This window comes from Bradyrhizobium sp. LLZ17, from assembly GCF_041200145.1.
Lineage (GTDB): Bacteria > Pseudomonadota > Alphaproteobacteria > Rhizobiales > Xanthobacteraceae > Bradyrhizobium.
Genome location: NZ_CP165734.1, coordinates 3,561,128 through 3,581,351 on the forward strand (window position 1 = coordinate 3,561,128; position 20,224 = coordinate 3,581,351).

Consider the following 20,224-nt stretch of genomic DNA (forward strand, 5'->3'; position numbering starts at 1 on the left):
CGGAGGTCCAGCAATGACCAACGTGTTTAATCCATTGCAAGTCTCACGGTTTCTTAGACAATATGACGACGCTGCCGCGCAAAAGGGCCTCAAGCTTGCGCTGGGATTTGATTTTCATGAGTATGTCTCGATCACACGCGCTCTTCCAACAAAGAGGCCGACGTATCCAAATTTCCGGCCAGATCGCTCACCGATTAAAGCGGGCGAGGGATATTGGATGGTAGGCCTTGACAAGAATAGCGAAGTCGCCCTCGTACAGGCTGCTCGACTGTATGACCTTTCACAGACCAACCTTGCAGAACATCTGGAGTCTCTAAACGCGTTCTATGCTGATCCGGGCCTGCATGCACATCCTCAAGACCGTTGTACTTGCGTGGCGCCAAGCGCGAGGACGATTACTGGCAATGTGGCTTACCATGGAGATTTTTGGCTGCGCAGCGACTTTAGAGCACGGGGCCTGCCCAAGATCATGGCGGCAATGCTGCGGGGCATATCGTTTGCGCTGTGGGTTCCTGACTTCGTATGTGGTCTCGCAGGGCGGTGGATCCTGGATAAGGGCGTTCTTGCGCAATACGGAGATGCGCATTATGAACCAGGCGGGTCCATATTGCGGCTCGTAGAAGAGGACATCGTGGACGACGATTTGCTCGTTTGGCTTACCGGCGAAGAGTTGAGGGGCCTTGTTGATCGTCACGACAAAAGTGAGCTGGCGTTGCCCAGGTGATGCGACTATCGCAGCCTACGCCGCTGGGTACGCGAGCGACGTCGGTATGATGGCTTCCGACAATGCACATAGGTCTCGTCCTAGGCTTCACGATGTATGGTTTCAATTGAGCACGAGTAAGAATGTCGTCCGACAGATAACCGGTCGAGAAGCTGCGTGGTTGGCATTGAACCCGGCGCGACCAGTCGCGATGAGCACCCCAGACAATCGCGAGCCGTCCACTTTTTGCTGTCGAATCCCATCCCAAACCTCCGTCCAAGCCGGAGGCTTCTTTCGCAGAGCTATACCGCTTCATCAACGGCGGGCACTTCGTCTCAGCCATCGTCAGGATCCGAGCCAACCACGAACGTGCCGCCATAACAGCGCGGCCGCGGGCATGCGGTGCGTCGTTGCGCCATGCGGTGGGGCAAGAAACGTGTGCCGTCGATAGCGGCGGCCTTCTCCCGTTGAGCATTGCGCGCGGTAAGCCGGTCAGTTGGACTGAGCCGGAGGGGGCCAAGCTGGTAGTGAAGCTCGCCCATGTCCCGGCCCTGCCAGCGAGGCTGTTCGTCCGGGACTTGCGCGGAAGACGCAGGAGATGGTGTTCGATGTCGAGGACCGGGCGTTCGCGCCCTTGTGAGATCGAGGTCCGCGCCCCATTGTTAGGGAGCACAATACATGAGGCAATGAGTTTTGGTGTGTGCACGTCAGGCCAGAAGCGGCGGTGAAACCCGCGTATCAGCCATTGAGCCGATCATAGCCCATCTCAAATCCAAAACATCGCGACGCTCGGAGCTCGGCAGCCCAATGCCGACCACGGCTCCGCCGCCGGACAACTTCTGTCGCCTCATCCCCTGCCTGTCGTTTTGCCAAATCGACGTCCAGCTCGTCCTGCCGACTTTAGCCTGTCCTGAGCTGAAGTCCGGGTTCTCAAAAATAAACGATTCCGATCGTTACCGCGAGCAGGATTGTTGACGAGTGTTACTTACGGCGCGAGACAGCTTTCCTTTTCAAACGCGGCTGAGTTTTCAAAGGCCGACCAGACCAAAGATGAGCTATGCGGGAAGGCGGGTGATGACGGAATGAGATAGGCGGCGTATCGAGGCGGGTGTCGAGCCTGCCAGAACCTCTCAAGGAAAGCGATACGCCATGAACGCAAGACTAGCAATATTGTTGCCCTTCGTCCGCTTGATGATCTCGACGATCCACTGACCAATATTCTGTGCGCTGGTGCGCGGCAACGTCTGGCGCAGGTCGTGGAGATCGAAGTCGAGACGTTTCTTACCACGGTGAAGGATTTGAAGCTTGACGACGGGGCGCCCGTCTCCTGCGGCATGATTAAGGCCCGACCCGAACGATTGCTACCGGCATCGGACCGGTCGAGGTCGCGCGCGCCAAGATTCGGGACGGCGGAGCGGCCGGTGACGGCGAACGGATCCGCTTCAGCTCGGCCATTCTGCCACTGTGGGCGCGGCGGACCCGGAGTCTGGATGCGCTGTTGTCGGTGTTGTACCTGCGCGGCATCTCGAGCGGCGATTTTCCAGGACATGCTGACAGCGCTACTGGGCAAGCACGCGCCGAACCTGTCGCCTTCGGTCATCTCCCGGCTGATTGCCGAGTGGCAGGGGGACTATGAGAGCTGGCGAAAGCGCGATCTGTCGGCGCGATGCTACGTGTATGCATGGGCCGATGGCGTCTTCCTGCAGGCACGCATGGAAGACCACGGCGAGTGCATGCTGGTGCTGATCGGCGCGACGCCCGAAGGCAAAAAGGACCTGATTGGCTTTCAGGTCGGCGTCCGGGAGAGCACGGAGAGCTGGCGTGAGCTCCTGATCGACGGGAAGCAACGCGGGTTGCAAGTCGCCCCGGAAATTGGCGTTGGTGACGGCTCGCTCGGCTTCCGGAAGGCGTTTGATCGAGTCTTTTCCGGCGCGCGGCACCAGCGCTGCTGGGTGCATAAGACCGTGAACGTCCTGGACAAGGTCCCGCTCTCGGTGCAGGCCAACATGAAAAAGGACCTGCGCTAGGTCTACCTGGGCGGCGAACGGGGCGGCCGCCGAAGCGGCAATCGACGTCTCCGCGGAGAAATAGCGCCCGCCGGGCGGTCGAATTCCTCGATAAGGACCGCGACGCGCTGCTGGCCTACTACGACTTCCCGGCCGAGCATGTGGAGCACTTGCGCACGACCAACCCCATCGAAAGCGTGTTCGCGACCGTGCGGCACAGAACCGTGCGGACGAAAGTATCGTTGTCGTTATTCAAGCTGGTTATCGCCGCATCAAAAACCTGGCGGCTCAAAGGCACAAATCAGTTACCGAAGGTGATCGCAGGTGTCAGATTCAACGACGGCATCGAGGTCAGGAACATGCCGGCAAACCACGCCGCCTTCGCCTCGTCCACCCAAATTTCCGCATAGCTCACCAAGCATCGGCCGCGACGAAAATACAGTCTGAGCTTGATAAGTCCTCTGAAATATGGTCTTGCCCCGCTCGAGTCAACTCGAGGCCCGTCATGTCATCCAGACTGTGCGGATTTATCGCCGCCGCAAGGCTGCTCTAGCTTTTTGCCTCCCAATTCACTTCCATTGTATAAGAGACATTATAAGCCGTCCCGAAATCCGGCTTTAGTCCATCTCGACGATGCAAATGCAAGCTTTCTTGTGTAGCTTCCGGACACCGAGAGATTGCAACTGAGGGTCACGTTCGTGCCAAGCCCATATTTCTTTTGCAGACGTGACATTCTTCACGAGCGATGGCTTACAGCCTTATGCGAACCGATTGAGTGGCCGCTTGAGGCCAAGGTTCTCTCTCAGTGTCTGTCCGGAGTATCCGGACCTGAACTTGCCTCGTCGGCGCAATTCGGGAATTACGAGCTCGACAAAATCCTTGAGGCCGGCAGGGACGGTCGGCGGCAAAATGTTGAATCCATCAGCCCCACGTTGGTCAAATGTATCCACCATAACGTTTGCAATGTCATCCGGTGTCCCAACAACCATCAGATGGCCATGGCTGTCCGATATCAAGCGCATCAATTCTCTCCAGGTACATTTCTGGCGTACAGCGAGATCGAGGAGCACTTTTTGGCGGCTTTGCATGAAATTCGTCTGCGGTAAGGACTTAGGTACTAAAGAATCGAGATCCATCGACCGCAGGTCCGTAACATGCCCGAGCCAATGGTCGGCTATCCCTATCAGAACGTCGGTGTGGGTATACGATTGTAGTCTGCGAAGCTTGTCGGACGCTTCTTGCATGGTCCTCCCAACGATGGGGATAATGCCCGGCATGACGAGCATCTGATGATCCTCTCGCCCAAGTGCACGCGCTTTCTTCTTGAGCGTTGCGTAATATTGTTTGCCGTTTTCCAAACAGGGTTCAGCGGTGAACACCACCTCGCCGACTTCTGCGGCGAACCTCATTCCGGCATCGGACGTGCCCGCTTGGACCAACACTGGATGCCCTTGCGGCGGCCTCGCGATGTTCAGTGGGCCTCCGACTGAGAAGTAGGTGCCTCGGTGGTCGAGGAGATGCAGTTTCGTGACGTCAGCGAAAATACCAGTTTCCTTATTGCGGACAAATGCGTCGTCTTGCCATGAGTCCCAAAGACCCTGGACAACTTCCACGAACTCTCTGGCTCGACCATACCGCACGTCATGATCTGGAAGTTCTCTTTCACCAAAATTGGGGGCTTCGAGTTTACCCGACGAGGTGACAATGTTCCAGGCTGCACGTCCTCGCGATAGGTGATCCAGCGACGCAAACATGCGTGCAAGATGATAAGGTTGGTGATAGGTAGTGGTCGCTGTCGCGACGAGGCCGATCTGTTCCGTTTTGGATGAAAGCGCCGACAGCAGCGTGATCGGCTCAAATCCGTCATTTCGACCTACACGAGCTAAAGTTGCGTGATCTTCTTCTGCTACGCATGGCCCATCGGCCAGAAAGACGAAGTGAAATGCCGCACCTTCAGCAAGTCGCGCCAAATAGGCAAAATGGTCAATATCGATTCCGCCATTCGCAGGTACGCTTGGATCCCGCCATGCCCCTTCGTTATATCCGGCTTGAACGAGGAAAAGCCCGAGCTTCATTTCATCATTGCGCTGCATGCAGCTCTCCTTTTAATTGCTTCTTCCGAGCACCAAATTCAGCTCGTGTCGGGTTCAGTCCGCGTTACAAAAAAATCGTGCTTCAACGCTCGACTTTTCGTTACCCAAAAGATCCCGGGGAGTGTGCCTTCCGCTTCTTCCGGGACACACATCGCCTGAGCTGAATTTTGAGCGAGTCTCCGACCGCAGCCTTACTCGCAATCTCAAAGCTCGCCCATCGCGGAACATTTGAGACCGTTGCAGATGTCAAATCTGCTTGCGAATCGATGTTTGCGCGAGCATCGGGTCGTCTGCGGGGAAGCGCGTTCCCGTATTCAGCGAGCGCGAATGACACACTTTGTGTGCCAAGACGCGCCAATTCTCGAACTTCTAGAACCCGGCTCTTGGTCGAAAAAACGGAAGCGTTCGGATCTACGGCGCGCTTATCAATGAGGTTGCGTGAGGGTTCCTTCCAATCAAGATACCGCAGAGAGCGTGCGACTGATCTGCGCAAGGGCCGCAGCCCTTTACAACCGAACGGCTCGGCGATCGCGCCGCAGAACGGAGTAACCGTTTCCGTACGAACGCACACGTTACAATTCGAGCAGTCCTGACGGCACAACATTTCTGCACTACTCCAGCGACCGCATCGGTCGGACCCGTTATCGAGTATACATTGACCTTGCATGCCGTACTCCTTCAGAGCTGCTGTTTCTGTGGCTCCGAGATGCGATGGGAAACTGCCATGCTTCCGTTCTCCAGATCAATCACCACTGCTGATAGTTGACCACCAGCGCAAGGATACACGCGACACTGACGGACTACAGTCGCTCAGCCAAAACGGTTTGGATCGCCGAATCGTTGTCGCCGAAGCATCGGCTTCCACCAAGCGTCGTTTGGCATCGGTAACGGTTCGGTCGTTCAAGTCGAGTGTGATTGCGGCGCGGCAATCAGGATGGAAGTGCAGCGTCAATCAGGATGAGAGAGCTTCGCCGGGCTCGTGACGTAGGGAGGGCGTAGCCCGACCGAAGTTACGAGCCCGGCGACGGCGCGATCCGAGCGGACCGCGTCGTCTGGTGATCGCGGCTGGCCGGTGATGGATGGTTCTTCTCGCCAAAGAGGAATCACCCGTTGCCAGGCTGCCATCTCACCGATCACCAGATGAGGCTCTACATGAAGTTCCGTCAAACCAATTCGCCGCCAGTGGCGGCCGCGAAGGTGTCGTTCAGTTCGTCGACCGCTTATCGGCTCGAGAAAGATCTGCGTCTTCCGTCGCAAAAGAAGTCACCGCGGCAAAGGCGCCGGCCGGATCCCTTGGCCAACGTCTTCGACCTGGAGGTCGTGCCGATGCTGAAGGGGGCTCCCGGCGTGCGGCCCGTGGCTATCTTCGAGGAGATACTCCGACGCCATCCTGAGCTGGGGGCCGGAATCCGCCGCACCCTGGAGCGCCGGATCCGCGCCTGGCGAGCAATCCATGGCGGGGAGCAGGAGGTCATCTTCCGCCAGACCCACGACGTGGGCCAGGTCGGCCTCTCCGACTTCACCGATATGGGCGAGCTTGGGGTCACCATCGCGGGCGTGGCGCTCGATCATCGCCTCTATCACTTCCGGTTGGCCTATTGCGGGTTTGAACACGCCCATGTCGTGCTCGGTGGCGAGAGCTTCGTCGCATTGGCCGAAGGGCTGCAGAATGCTCTGTGGTCGCTCGGTGGGGCACCGCGGGAGCATCGGACCGACAGCCTGTCGGCCGCCTTCTGCAATCTCGACCGTAATGCGAGGGACGATCTGACCCGGCGGTACGAGGACCTCTGCGCCCATTACGGCATGCGGCCTTCCCGCAACAATCGCGGCATCGCCCACGAGAACGGGGCGATCGAGAGCTCGCATGGTCATCTCAAGCGCACGATCGCCGATGCGCTGCTGTTGCGCGGCACTGCCGACTTCGATGATCTCGCCGGCTATCGCGGCTTCATCGACGACATCGTCAGCCGCCGCAATGCCCGGAACACCAAGCGCATCGACCACGAGCGCGCCATCCTGCAGGCGCTGCCAGATCGCCGCACCTCGGACTACGAGGAGGTGATTGTCCGCGTGACGTCAAGCGGCGGCTTCACCTTGCGCAAGGTGTTCTACACCGTGCCGTCGCGTTTGATCGGGCACCAACTGCGGGTACGCCTTTACGACGATCGTCTCGACGTGTTCGTCGGCGGCACCCCTCTCGTCACCCTGCCGCGTGGGCGGCCTCATCCCAACGGCAAGCACGACCAGGTCGTCGATTATCGGCACGTGATCCTTCCTTGCGGCGCAAGCCCATGGCGCTGCTCAATCTCGTCTACCGTGATCGGCTGTTCCCGCGTGATGCCTATCGCCGAACCTTCGATTCCTTGCGCGAACGGCTGCCGGACAAGAAAGCCTGCCGGATCATGGTCGATCTGCTCGCACTTGCCCATGAGCGCGGCTGCGAGGCCGAACTCGCCGATCAGCTCGCGGCTGACCTTAACGCTGGCCAACTACCCGACCTCGGACGGCTGCGCGCTTACTTCGCGCCCGATCCGGCCTGCGTGCCGCAGGTCCTGGTGCAGCTCGCGCCGCTCGCCAGCTATGAGTGCCTCATCGGTGCCGGCGAGATCGGAGGGGCCGCATGAGCACGGCCAACACAATCGACACCGCGCGCCTCAATCTGTTGCTCAATGAGTTGCGGCTGCCCGCCATCAAGGTGCTGTGGCCGCAATTTGCCGAGCAGTCCGACAAGGAAGGCTGGCCGGCGGCCCGCTTCCTCGCCAGCATTGCCGAACACGAGATCGCCGAACGCGGCCGCCGCCGGGTCGAGCGCCATCTCCTCGAGGCTCGGCTGCCCGCTGGAAAGACCTTCGACAACTTCGACTTTGAGGCTGTGCCGATGATCTCCAAGGCGCAGGTGACCGCGCTCGCCGCTGGCGACGGTTGGCTCGGCAAGGGCGCCAATCTGCTGCTGTTCGGGCCGCCCGGCGGTGGCAAGAGTCACTTGGCGGCAGCGATCGGCCTGGCCCTTATCGAGAACGGATGGCGCATCCTCTTCACCCGCACCACCGATCTCGTGCAAAAGCTCCAGCTGGCGCGCCGCGAGCTTAACCTCGAGGCCGCCATCAACCGCCTCGATCGCTTCGACCTCCTGATCTGCGATGATCTTGCCTACGTCACTAAGGACCAGGCCGAGACCAGCGTGCTGTTCGAGCTCATCAGTTCACGCTACGAGCGGCGTTCCATGCTGATCACCGCCAATCAGCCCTTCGGAGAGTGGAACAGGGTCTTCCCGGACCCTGCTATGACGCTCGCCGCCATCGATCGCCTCGTTCACCACGCCACCATCGTCGAGATGAACGTCAAAAGCTATCGCAGGCGCACCGCGCTCGAACGGAAGCGTGGTCCAGGGTGACCCCCCTCGCACGCGACACCAAAAACGCTCGCTGATTGACGCTCCGCGACAATCAGAGCGAACAAAACTCTTGCGCGCGACAATCATCGCGGCAATCATCACTTCGCCGCGACACAGACTCGCCATCCTGATTGTCGCGCGCTTCCCATCCAGATTGTCGCGCTCGAAGTGTGATGATGCCAGCCCCCTTCGTAGCTCAAGAAGCTGGCACAATTTCGTAGGTTTTACCGTCCATGTAACCCGCAGGCGATCGAGTCTTGCCTTGATCTTGATCAGCCAGCGCGGAGATGAACCAGTGGGCGGGGCGGGTACACAATGGGGCCGCACACTCGTTCGAAGTCGGTGACGTGAGTTCGCCGAAGCGCCTGCCATTTGCCTGATGGCGCTAAAGCATTTTTCCGACCCCGCGGAATCGGTAGGGATTCCCTTACGCGGCAAATAGTGATTCAGCTTGGGCTAGTGATGGAGCGCTCTCGTCGGACCTTCGTCTTCGCATTATTCGGGCCGTGGAAGATGAAGGAATGAGCTGTCGGGGCGCCGCAGGCCGGTTCGGCGTGGCGCCATCGAGAGCGATCGAGCCGGTCAGCGAGTGGCGAAGCACCGGCACCTGTCAGGCGGGAGCGCAGGGCGGAGACCGGAGTTCAGCTCGGACCGAGGGACATGCTGCGGAAATCCTCTCCCTGGTCAAGCCACGCCTGACATGACGCTAGCCGAGATTGGCGACCATCTCTTCAAAGTCCACGGAGAGCGTTTCGTGTCGACCGTGCTCTGGCGATTCTTCGAACGCCGCAACATCACGTTCAAAAAAGACATCGCAGGCCAGCGAGCAGGATCGGCCGGACGTGGCCGCCGAACGCGCGGCGTGGAAGGCATCTCAGCCTGAGACCGGCATCCAGGTTGGTGTTCATCGACGAGACGGGAGCCTCCACCAAAATGGCGCGGCACTATGGTCGTTCGCCTTATGGCCAGCGCTGTGTCGCAGCGATCCCACATGGCCATTCGAAGACGACAACCTTTGTCGGCGCGCTCAGGGCGACCGGCATGACTGCGCCGATGGTCCTCGACGGTCCCATGGATGGCTTGGCGTTCGAGGCTTACGTGACGCGAGTTCTCGTGCCGACGCTCAAGCCGCGCGACGTCCTGGTGATGGAAATCTCGCAGCACACAAGTGGGCCGAGGTCGGCCTCGCAATCGCGGCGGCGGGAGCCCGGCTACCCTATCTGCCGCCCTATTCGCCCGACCTCAATCCGATCGAAATGGCCTTCGCGAAGCTCAAAGCTGCCCTTCGAAAGGCCGCCGCCAGATCAATCGAGCCTTTGGACGACGCTATCGCCCGCGCCCTGGCCGCCTTCACCGCCCAAGACTGTCTGAACTTCTTTGCCGCAGCCGGCGATGATCGTGTCTGATCAGAATCTGCTCTACAAGCGCCTTCCGGCCGGCTTTATTAGGCAGTGGCGAAGGGTGCTCCTTCGCCGGCAGCCGGAAGCTCCAATCCCCACGAGGCGGGGTCAGGGTCAGCCTTGCAGTGAGCGAACGGCCACATCCTTTTTCGTCGTCAGTCAACACCTAGGCAAGCGGCGCGGGAGCGAGATCGGTATCCATTCGGCGTAGGCCGCGGAGTTGCCGCCCGAGCAGCCCAGCGTCTCTCCGTACAACCCGATCTGCTCAATGAGGGTTTCGATGCCAAACTCGGTCAACGCTTGGACGCGGTTTTCTGCAACGCGGTTTTCTGCGACGCCATAGACTCAGCCGACGCCGTCCTCGCTTTCCATTTGTTCGCGATAGCCATTCCTCATCTCGACGGAGGTTCTCGCCGACGTGAGCCAAAACGAGAGCTGAACGGAAAATCCGGCTAGCCACCTGGCGCGCTTGTCACGCGAAGTGAACAGCAGGCTGTCAGCCCTCCTGCCGGCGGCGTGGGCCGTGCTGCGCGTTCGTCGGGACGAATGCATCACTACTTGTACTCCCGATCAGTCCACCATGGAAAACTATCCGGCATGTCGGCAGAGACCTTGTTCCTGAACACCGCGGCCCGCTTCTCCAGGAAGGCCATTACTCCTTCCTTGGCATCGGCGGAACGGCCTAGCGTATAGCTCAATCGGCTATCGACTTTGTGTGCTTCCATCGGATCATCGGCGCCCAGCATGCGCCACATCATCTGCCGAGTCAGAGCGATGGATACGGGCGCGGTCCTATCAGCAATTTTGCGAGCGATCGCACGCGCGGTGGGCAGTAGCTGTTCGGGCGCCACTACCAGGCTCACTAATCGGCTGGTGAGCGCTTCCTGCGCTGAAAAGATCCGTGCGCTGTAAGACCATTCCAGCGCTTGCGCGATCCCGACTATGCGCGGCAAGAACCAGCTGCCCGCCCCCTCCGGCACTATCCCAAGTTGTGAGAACACAAACCCAAATCGCGCGGCGTCAGATGCGATGCGGATGTCCATCGCAAGCTGCATGTTTGCACCGATCCCCACTGCCGCCCCGTTGACCGCCGCTATTACAGGCTTCAAGCACTTGAAGATCCGCAAGGTGAGTTGACCGCCGCTGTCGCGAATGCTCGGATCGCTGTAGTCTACCGCGCCATTCGGTAGCCGTTTGACCGGGGCACGCTGCGCGTCGATGTCAAATGCGTCGGCGCCCGGCGAAAGGTCAGCGCCCGCGCAAAAAGCGCGGCCTTCGCCTGTTACTATAACTGAACGGACGTCGTCGTCCTGGTCGGCGCGGTCGAACGCATCGATCAGCTCCCCACACATTGTGAAAGTCCAGGCATTCAGCTTCTCTGGCCTATTTAGAGTTATGGTGAGGATCCTCTCGGCGGTCTCATACTTGATCGTATCGTATGCCATGACGCTTCTTTCACTTGCTTCTGGATGAACATTGGATCAACTTAATCGGACCCTGAGCTCCTTCAGAGCCTCCAGGGACGATCGCTCGAATAAGTCAACACCTTGATCCGGCGTCTCAGAATGGATTGAGAGTGGGGACAGCAATTTCCTGAGACCTGATCAACTGGTCAGCGGATTGGTAGTGCTCTGCAGGGAAGCTCACCCTTCGTAAGCCAGAGTTCGATAGCATCCGTAATGAACCGAACAGTTGCGGCTTACGCGTTAGTCTTTGACTGGCATACTCGGGACTCTTTTGTTGCTTTTGCGAATTTTCCGCCGGAGAGCATCTTGGTGCCGATGATGCTCTCCCGTGACAATTGCGCGATCTCGGCGTCGGAGAGCCCGAGAAGCCCTGATAGGACCTCTTCGTTATGCTCTCCGAGCGTCGGTCCCGCGGACCCGATCGCATATGGGGCCCTCCCTTCGCGAATGGGCATCGATGGCTGAGGATGCACGCCAACGAAAGCGCGGTCTACTTCCTGAAAAAAGGCGCGCGAGCCAAGATGCCGATCCTTGAGCAGATCAATTGGAAGGCGGGCCACACCGGCAGCAATCTTGACGACCTGAAACTCCGACATAGCCTGATCAGCATCGCGGGTGAGCGTCCAAGCTTCGATGGCTCTCTCGATCTCGTCCTCGATACCGCGGCGAGCTTCTGGAGATCTCAGCGATGCGTCCGCAGCCCAGTCTGGCCGGCCAAGAAGAGTGGCAAGCCTTTGCCACATATCCCCGTCAGTCGCGGCGACTATGATCCAATTGTCCTGGCCCGCACACCGGAAGCAGCCATGTGGCACAAACTGCGGATGCCGATTACCATACCTGATCGGCGGCGCAACGCCAAGCGAGTGGAGTGTGATCCATGGCGCCGCAAAGGGCATCATACATTCAATCTGCGCAAGATCAATGAACTGCCCCTGCCCGGTTCTGCGTGCGTGAATCAGGGCAACTAGAACTGCAGCGCAACCGTTCAACCCACCTACGGGATCGCCGAAAGCACCGTGGCTCATGACCGGTGGCCCGTCGGCGCGTCCGACCACGCTCGGCAGCCCCGACCCGTGCTCGAGAGTCGAGCCGTAAGCCCGGCAACCACGATGACGACTGTCCGCACCAAAGGCTGACATCGACATCATGACGAGCCGAGGGTTAAGCATTCTGAGCACGTCATACCCGAGCCCGAGCCGTGGCAGCACATCGACAGAATAGTTGTCGACGACAACATCGGCTCCCACCGCAAGTCGTTTAGCAAGTGCCAACCCTTCCGGTCGCTTCAAGTCAAGTGTGACGCCACGCTTGTTGCGATTCATGATGCTGAAGCATGGCATCCTTTCGTACACCTGGCAGTCCACGTACCCGGGTGGCCGATCAATACCGCGCAACCAGTCGGGGTACTGGATGGCCTCGATCTTAATGACTTCCGCGCCGAGATCGGCAAGTGTGCGCGTACACAAGGGACCTGCCCAACCCATCGTGAAGTCGATGACGCGAATTCCTTCCAGCGGCCGCCGTGTCGCCTCGACGGCGCCGGATGACGCCGACGCCGTTCCGGGCAGGTGTGTTCGGGTGCTGGCGAAGCCCTGCTGTTCCCCGCGCGCCGGAACCTTTCCGCCTCGACGTGGTGGCGTCGATATCAGCCGTTGCATCGAGCCGACCGTCAAGCCCTTTTCTCCGCCCATAACGACCGGCACGATCGCACCGCGCGCCTTCTTCTCCGGATCCTCAAGCAGATCGGATATCTGGGGTACCGGAACGATTGGGATTTTGCGTTTCAGCCCCTCCACGAACCACTCTTGAGCTGTCCGCATCTTCAGCCGCGGCAGAAACAGTCGTTCAATCTGCTTTGCGCGTAGCAGACGATCTTCATTGAGGGTCATAGCGGCGTTATCATGCAATTCGCACAGGCCCAGCATATCGCAAAATGCACGCCACTGTGCTGGCGTCACGGCTGTGACACCGAGCCAACCTTTTTTGTTTCGTAGATGCCGGCCGGAAAATTCGGCCAAAACCGGTTAGTTCCGATCCGGCGCATTACATCGCCGCGCGCAAACGCCTCGAATATGAGATACTCGGAGAGAGTGACGCTCGATTCCAAAATATTGAGCGACCACGACCGGCCTGTGCCGCTCTGCGCTCGCGAAACCACCGACGAAGCTGCGGCGACGAAGCCCCACAAGCCCGCCAGGATTCCTGTCTGGAAATCGGGCCCGTGCAACGGCCGCCCGTCGGCAGGCCCGACTAGCTTGATGAGGCCGGCGAGGGCGCGCACGGTGCAATCGGTTGCGGCAAATCCCGCGTACGGCCCCTCGCAGCCGAACCAGCTCGCTTCCACGTATATCAACCATGGACGGCGCTCGCGAATCGCGGCGATATCAATGGAAGGGCAATCCGCGGAAGCAACGTCGCGACCATCGACCAAAATGTCGCAACCTTCGATTAGCGTCGTCAACCGTGTGACGGCGTCCGCATCGGCGCTATCCATTATGATGCTTGACTTATTGAAGTTTAGGAATGCGAACCACACACTCTGATCGTTACGCGTGAGCGGCGCGCCGCGGCGAAGTGGATCACCTGCCGGCGGCTCGACTTTCTGAACATCCGCGCCGAAATCGGCAAACAGACGCGCGCAATAGCTGCTGGCGGCCGAGCTACCGATCTCGACAACCCGCAAATGTGACATGACTTCCATAGAGGGCTCCATTTCCAATGCGCCCGGGGACGCTCTGTGCTAGCCGATAACTGACCGTCGGTCTCCGAAAGCGTTGCTGCTTACCAGGGGCCCACGCGGTGCTTGAGATCAGGTGAACTGGGCGGTCGGCCCATTGCAAAGTAGAAACCGGCGTCTCTGAGAGGTCGGTGATGCTGTTCGAGCTTTGAATGACGCCAACCCACGCCATAGTGGTCGCCCCCGCATACAGGTTCTTGCGGGCATAGGGACGTTGACGGGCCAGAAAGCCTCCGTCTGCTGGTTTGATCGCGCTGAGCAGCTGACGCCCCCCTGCGGCGTCCAAAACGGTGTAATTTTCGAGGAATAAAGACGGATCGGCGAACTGTGCGATTTTTCCACACGCGATCTACGATTTAGGCTCCTGCTGCCGCCCGAGCACCTCTGGAAGGCTCTTGTCAGAACATTGATCACTCGAACGAATACCTCGCGAACACCGAAGCAGAGGCCTTCGAACTGTGTCTTGTTATTGCGGAGGTATCCCGTCGGTTGGCGTCTAGGAGCGCGCCAGATCCGCTGTTGCATTCTGTTCTCCCTTCTGTTCTGGCAACCTACGCTTCTTCTTCCGGCGGATCGACCGGCATCAAGGAACAGCTTGGTTGTCAGGTGAAGCTAAGCGTTCACTGCAGGCTTGTGAAATTCCGCCGTGGTTCGACGAACTAAAGCACCTCTCCTTCGCGCGGGCAGCTATCAACTCAGGTAGCCCACGGGTATGACCCACGCGCGCGCTGACCCGCCTGTCTGAAACCCGTAATTGGCCCTACGTCGCAGCCAGCCAGACGCGGGCAAGTAAAATACAACCCTGCCGCAGCGCCGTAAGTTCGATCTGCTTGCTCAAACAAAGACGGACGGTCGAAGAAGAGCGGGCGCTTTGCAGAATGGGGTTCAAAAACATCCTGACCGAAGCACCATCAACGACCCCTGCTTTTCGTGCTTACCGCGTCCAGTTCGAGACATCCCCGTCCGGAGCGCGACATAGATTATCGGCCGGCGCAGTATGAAGGACATCGAGTTGCTTCTGTCCAAACGGCGTTCGCAGGGCCATTTGTCGGCACGTCCTTTGCTTGGAGCAGAATGATCCGGCAGAACGCTGCTGTCTGTCCCGGCCCGGGAGTTCCCATGAAAGTTCTCGATTGCTCCAAGTCAGTGCCCCAAGCGAGCCTCCTTGGCGCGGTGCGTCAATGCTGCGAAACTGCTAAACAACAATCGAAGGCACGCAAATGTCTAGGAGCCTGATTGACCTACTCGCGATCCTCGATATCGAAGCCATCGACCTGAATCTCTTCCGCGGCAATAGCCCAAAAACCAGTTGGCAACACGTCTTCGGCGGCCAGGTGCTCGGACAGGCGATGGTGGCGGCCTGCCGCTCCGTAGAGGGCCGGCTGCCACATTCGTTGCACTGCTATTTTCTGCTGCCCGGCGACCCCGACGCGCCGATCATCTATCAGGTCGAGCGTTTGCGCGACGGCAAGAGCTATTCGACCCGTCGTGTCACTGCCATGCAGCTCGGCAATGTCATCTTCTCTATCATGGTATCTTTCCATGCAGAGGAGCTGGGCGCCTTCGATCATCAGGACAAAAAGCCGGACGTGCCGCCACCGGAACAACTCACCGCGGAGGCATGGTCCAAGCAGACGAAATTTCCAGAAATGCCAAGGTTCCTTCGCCACTATTTTGAATCCGATCGACCGATCGAGTTGCGCCCCGTCGAAATCCGCCGCTATTTTGGCCAGACGATCGATGATGGCCGCATTCACATGTGGTTTAAGACAGCCGCCACACTGCCGGATGATCAGGCGCTGCACATCTCCGCGCTGGCTTATGCCTCGGATTTCTCCCTTCGAGATCCCGTTGTGGCGCGCCATGGACGGACCCTGTTCGACAGGCGCATAACGCCGATAAGCGTTGACCACGCGATGTGGTTTCACCGTCGGTTCCGAGCCGACGAATGGCTGCTTTACGCCCAGGACTCGCCGAGCGCGCAAGGAGGGCGAGGCCTCACGCGCGGATCGATTTTCAAGGCGGACGGCACGCTGGTCGCCTCCGTCGCTCAGGAAAGCTCGGTGCGGGAGCGACCGTGAGCCTTCATTCCGCAGACACCTGCGAGCCACCACCGGCCCGTCTCCAGGGAATGCTGTGCCGAATCCAGCGCAGACGATCATGGTCAGCAGTATTCGAGGGCCAGCCCGTAAAAAGCGGCCTGCGGCGGCTTGCACCCGATCTTGTGGCAGAGCTGACGACCGACCTTCGTGGTATAGCGGGAGCTATGACGTGAAGAAAGCAAGGACATCGAATTCGCCCATTGCGATACCTTGCCTCAACTGATCCCTGGGGCAGCGGCTTAGCAGATGGGGGAAGCTGAACGAGTTTGAACCTTGTTGGCACGGCTATTGCTGTTGAGAGGCAGCAACACTGGTTCGAGCGAAGTTCGTCAACAGCGAAAAACCCGCTCGCGTTACGCTTGCCGACGCCTAAGCCGCAACGGTAACATGGGAGGGCCCCGATGCCAATTGACTATCCCGCGCTGCTCAATCTCAAAACCGAAGCCGCTCCCTATTCGTGGAGCGACCGTGAGGTGATGCTCTACGCGCTTGGCATCGGTATGGGCTCCGATCCTCTAGACCAGAATGAGCTGCAATTTGTTAACGACGCATTTGCAACACCCAAACGGCTGAAGGTGGTTCCGACCTTTGCTTCGGTCTGCGTTTGGGGAGCGCGCCCCGGAATGATCGACCTCAACCGTGTCATGGTCGTTGATGGGGAGCGCGACATCACATTTCACAGGCCATTGCCTATCGAGGCCAGCGTTACCGCGGATGCGCGCGTGTGCGGCGTATACGACAAGGGCAAGGATAAGGGCGCGATTGTTCAAAGTGAGGTCGTCGTTAGAGATGACACGGGTGATAAGATCGTGACGATCATCTCGTCGACGTTTGCGAGGGGCGATGGCGGCTTTGGCGGACCATCGGACGGACCGCCAGAACCGCACCAAATACCACGGCGACCGCCGGACAGATCAATCGATATCCGGACGCGGCCTGATCAAGCACTGCTCTATCGTCTCTCAGGTGACCGAAATCCGTTGCACAGCGATCTTGAATTCGCCCGATTGGCTGGCTTTCCCAAGCCCATTCTCCATGGGATGTTCACCTATGGAGTTACCTGCAGGGCCGTCTTGCAAACGTATGCCGACTACGATCCATCTGCCTTCCGTCGTCATCGCGTCCGCTTTTCGGCCCCGGTGTTCCCTGGCGAGATTATTACGATCCATCTGTGGAGGGATGGCACATCGATTTCGTTCGAAGCTCATGTACGGGAACGCCAAGTCACAGTCGCCAAAAATGGGCAGACGGTACTGCGCTGATTCCTCTGGCGGCCACGCGGAATGGTCCTGAAACGCAACCGGAACACGACGCGATGACACTTAGGGCCGCAGCTTCCGGACAACATTACATACAGCTGGGCGCAATGATTATGACGGGTGATTTCGAGGCAATCTAGTTCCCGGTATCATAGCTGAGTGATACGGCGGACTTTGAATCGGCGCTGCCGAACTTTTTTCTTGGTCCAGACGAAGGGCTCAGCTTTTTTCGTTGTATGCGTCGACCGTCGTGTGTCGAACCAGGCTCTGGTTTCTCTCGATACGTGGGCGGAATGATTATCGAGGATCTACTTGACCGCGGACCTGACCGGATAGGCGGCATCGAGGAGCTTGAGGAATTCTATGAACGCTTGGCTGCGGTGGCGATGTTTGACGAGCGCGGGACCTTCCTGGTGAGCAGGTCAATCCCCGCCAACAGGCTGAGCGTGCCCTTACGTTTGTACTCATGATCGCGGGCGAAGGCCGCATACACGCCGGCACTGGCGGCAGATCCGGCGCTGTCGTTGCGATAGCCACTGCGCCAACATTACCGCCGATGCCGAGGCCGCCGAACGTCTGAGAAACTGCGAAGCGGAGTTGCTGGCGATGACAGCGTTGAACGAATGCGCAAACGCGGTGACGTGCAACAGTCCGCCAGCCACCGTCTCGAGCTCCGTGTCTCTCGCAATGCCCGCGGCGCGACAGGGACTGAGCGTAGCTTCCGGCGGACAGGGCGGTCTTGGGAATGATCCGGGATCAGCTTGACGTCTCAGCTTGACGTCCGAGAGCCGCTGTAGGGCCCCCGTGATCTCTCTCAAAGATAAACAATCCGTCCTCAGGCATCAACATGGGTCCCCGGCTTCTCATCGTAGGAGACGGTCGCTACCGGTTTATCCGACTTCTTCGACGGGGGCGGCCTTTTTCAGGACCTGGACCTCGCGATAGACATACAGAACCTCCGCCATCTTCTGCTCGAACTCGGCGTCGCGGTTTTCAAGATAGTAGCGCACCTTGTGCGGTTTGATTTCCTCCTGCCCGAGAAGCGTGCACACCGTGCCCTGAACCAGACGGGCGAGACATTCATGTCCGGCCTCTGGTCCGTGCTCGCGGGCATGGCGGGCCAACAGCCGCGTCGTCCACAACTCGTGCGGATAACCATGCTCCTTGGCCTTGTCGCACGCCAGAGACACCAGCCAGGGCTTGGCCGTCGGCGTGATCACCGGCTGCTTGCCCGGGCGCGGGCGCTCCTCGAGCGCTGCCAGCGCGCCATCGGCCGCCGCCCGCTCGGCGCAGCGCTGGACCGTCTGTGATGGGCGCCAAGTCTCTGTCCCACCGCAAAGAACGACGGGGTTTCGCGGTAGGCAAGCAGCATCGCGGCCCGCGACACTCGGCGCGCCGGTTCGGTCCTCGACCGCGAAAGAGCCGTCAACGTTTCAATCTCTTCGTCGGTCATCGCCAACTCGACCGCTTGCCGCCATGGTAAAATTCCTCGTTCAGTCAATCCCAAAACCAGGAATCTACAATCAAACGTCTCGTTCGACGACTGCCAAGTTTAGGAAATCGATCGTCTAGGTGAGTGCCGAGGTTCATCCGGAAAGCCCAAGGATCTCTGCCGATCTGCCTCAGACGGGGGAGCGGCCGGAAGGCTTGCCGCCGCCGGTAGTTGCTGCCCCAACATTTGCGATCCGAAAGCAAGCTGTCGCCGCGTTCAGTCTCGAGAATTACGTCGCAGCTGGTATCATGACGGCGGACCGGGCTGGTGCATTGAGCGATGCAGTTCGCGCGCAAGAACCATCTGGTCACCGGCGGCAGCTCGAGCGGCAAGACGACGTTGCCCAAGGCCTTTCTCGGCGAGGTCGCTAGAACGAGTGACCGCGTCGTTCTCAGCGAAAATGCGCGCGAGCTTCAGTGCTTGGCGCCAAACTTGGTGGCGCTGCGCACGAAGGGCAGCTGATCTGACCTGGTCCGTTCACCGCTTCGCATGAGCGTCCAGGTCGCCCGGAGCGGCTGATCAAGCCGCGGCCGTGGCTCTAGGTCAATGTAGCTGGACTGCTCGCTCGCTCTATGCTGCGACGCAGTGACGATGTTACCATCTTCCGTATTGCATTAAGGAGCTTCTGCCAAAGCGCCTCCGATCGCGGGACATAGAGCTATCGATCCTACTTTCGAGTCTGGTCAAGATTGTCGATACGAAAAGCAGGGTTGCGGTGAACCCTTTACCTACCAGTATTCGCAGCTCGTAACTTTCCTCCGTTAGGCCAGACTGCTGTCGCCTGAAGAGAGAAGATTTTTGAGGAAGAGAGCAAAATATGCATAACGAGACCTCCCGCGAATGGGACATCCGCTGTGACCTGGCTGCAGCTTACCGCCTGATCGCCCATTTTGGCATGGACGACTTGATCTACACTCATCTGTCAGCACGATTGCCTGGCAACGAGCGCCATTTCCTCATCAATCGATACGGCATGATGTTCGACGAAGTGACGGCGTCTAGCCTCATTGTCATCGATCCGAATAAACACGTCATTGACGAGCAGGAACGATCTAAGATCAACAACGCAGGCTTCACAATTCATTCCGCCGTGCACATGAACCGTGACAACGCCCAGTGCGTTATACATACGCATACGTTGGCCGGCATGGCAGTGGCCGCGCAGGAGCACGGCCTGCTTCCATTGAACCAGATGTCAATCGAATTTTATGGTGGAATTGCTTATCACGATTATGAAGGCGTCGCGTTCGATCTCGATGAGCGCGAGCGGCTCGCACATGATCTTGGCGACAAAGACCTAATGATACTGAAGCACCACGGCTTGCTCACGGTCGGGTGCACCGTTGCCGAAGCATTCCTTAATATGTACTACATGGAGCAATCCTGTCGCATTCAGGTTGCGGCTGGCCAAAGTGGACAAAAGATCGCTCTACCGTCTAACGATGTGATTGCTCACACGGTGGCGCAGATCAAACGCACCCCCTTCAACAAGAGCCCGCGCCCTTGGGCCGCCCTCAAACGCCGACTTGATCGCATCAGTCCGGAGTACGCAACCTGATGCGCCCGTGAAAC

General features: G+C 59.0%; 9 protein-coding genes and 5 pseudogenes. 9 read left to right on the forward strand and 5 right to left on the reverse strand.

The features are described from left to right. Positions 1–13: 13 nt before the first annotated feature. Both AB8Z38_RS17330 and AB8Z38_RS17335 read left to right on the forward strand, forming a co-directional pair. Positions 14–724, forward strand: a complete 711-nt coding sequence (locus tag AB8Z38_RS17330) for a hypothetical protein (protein WP_369726240.1) — start codon at positions 14–16, stop codon at positions 722–724. A 1,121-nt stretch (positions 725–1,845) separates the two neighbouring features. Then, positions 1,846–3,119 (forward strand): annotated as a pseudogene (locus tag AB8Z38_RS17335) (IS256 family transposase). Between the two features lie 348 nt (positions 3,120–3,467). Here the strand turns inward: AB8Z38_RS17335 and AB8Z38_RS17340 are convergent. Beyond that, on the reverse strand, positions 3,468–4,802 hold the full coding sequence (locus tag AB8Z38_RS17340) for an LLM class flavin-dependent oxidoreductase (RefSeq protein ID WP_369726241.1): 1,335 nt from the start codon (positions 4,800–4,802) through the stop codon (positions 3,468–3,470). 1,075 nt (positions 4,803–5,877) lie between these two features. Here AB8Z38_RS17340 and istA point away from each other — a divergent pair. From istA to AB8Z38_RS17355, 3 genes and pseudogenes are all read left to right on the forward strand, one after another. Next, positions 5,878–7,426 (forward strand): annotated as a pseudogene (istA, locus tag AB8Z38_RS17345) (IS21 family transposase). Further along, positions 7,423–8,196, forward strand: coding sequence for an IS21-like element helper ATPase IstB (istB, locus tag AB8Z38_RS17350; protein WP_369726242.1), 774 nt, complete (start codon positions 7,423–7,425; stop codon positions 8,194–8,196). The pseudogene istA and the gene istB overlap by 4 nt, the downstream one beginning before the upstream one ends. 494 nt (positions 8,197–8,690) lie before the next feature. Then, positions 8,691–9,602, forward strand: a pseudogene (locus AB8Z38_RS17355) (IS630 family transposase). Positions 9,603–10,150: 548 nt separating this feature from the next. On the opposite strand, the gene AB8Z38_RS17360 reads toward AB8Z38_RS17355, so the two are convergent. The 3 genes and pseudogenes from AB8Z38_RS17360 to AB8Z38_RS17370 form a co-directional block, all read right to left on the reverse strand. Further along, complete coding sequence (locus tag AB8Z38_RS17360; protein ID WP_369726243.1) at positions 10,151–11,041, reverse strand: crotonase/enoyl-CoA hydratase family protein; 891 nt, start codon at positions 11,039–11,041, stop codon at positions 10,151–10,153. A gap of 254 nt (positions 11,042–11,295) precedes the next feature. Continuing rightward, entirely contained in the window at positions 11,296–12,720 is a 1,425-nt protein-coding gene (locus tag AB8Z38_RS17365; protein WP_369726517.1) for a CaiB/BaiF CoA transferase family protein, read from the reverse strand. Next, a pseudogene (locus AB8Z38_RS17370) lies at positions 12,718–13,775 on the reverse strand (CoA transferase); the annotation flags it as partial. The gene AB8Z38_RS17365 and the pseudogene AB8Z38_RS17370, both read right to left, overlap by 3 nt. A 1,244-nt stretch (positions 13,776–15,019) precedes the next feature. Here AB8Z38_RS17370 and AB8Z38_RS17375 point away from each other — a divergent pair. Beyond that, positions 15,020–15,880: an acyl-CoA thioesterase gene (locus tag AB8Z38_RS17375; RefSeq protein ID WP_369726244.1), complete on the forward strand. Its 861-nt coding sequence runs from the start codon at positions 15,020–15,022 to the stop codon at positions 15,878–15,880. Positions 15,881–16,302: 422 nt separating this feature from the next. Beyond that, positions 16,303–17,163, forward strand: a complete 861-nt coding sequence (locus AB8Z38_RS17380) for a MaoC/PaaZ C-terminal domain-containing protein (protein WP_369726245.1) — start codon at positions 16,303–16,305, stop codon at positions 17,161–17,163. Positions 17,164–18,050: 887 nt separating this feature from the next. Here the strand turns inward: AB8Z38_RS17380 and AB8Z38_RS17385 are convergent. After that, the gene (locus tag AB8Z38_RS17385; RefSeq protein WP_369726519.1) at positions 18,051–18,422 is read right to left on the reverse strand and encodes a hypothetical protein; all 372 of its coding nucleotides are present in this window, start codon (positions 18,420–18,422) and stop codon (positions 18,051–18,053) included. Between the two features lie 310 nt (positions 18,423–18,732). Between AB8Z38_RS17385 and AB8Z38_RS17390 the strand changes: the two are divergent. Next, positions 18,733–19,111: pseudogene (locus tag AB8Z38_RS17390) on the forward strand (ATPase, T2SS/T4P/T4SS family); the annotation flags it as partial. A gap of 358 nt (positions 19,112–19,469) precedes the next feature. Further along, positions 19,470–20,210 (forward strand): class II aldolase/adducin family protein, encoded by a 741-nt coding sequence (locus AB8Z38_RS17395; RefSeq protein WP_369726246.1) that lies wholly within the window; start codon positions 19,470–19,472, stop codon positions 20,208–20,210. Positions 20,211–20,224: the final 14 nt, after the last annotated feature.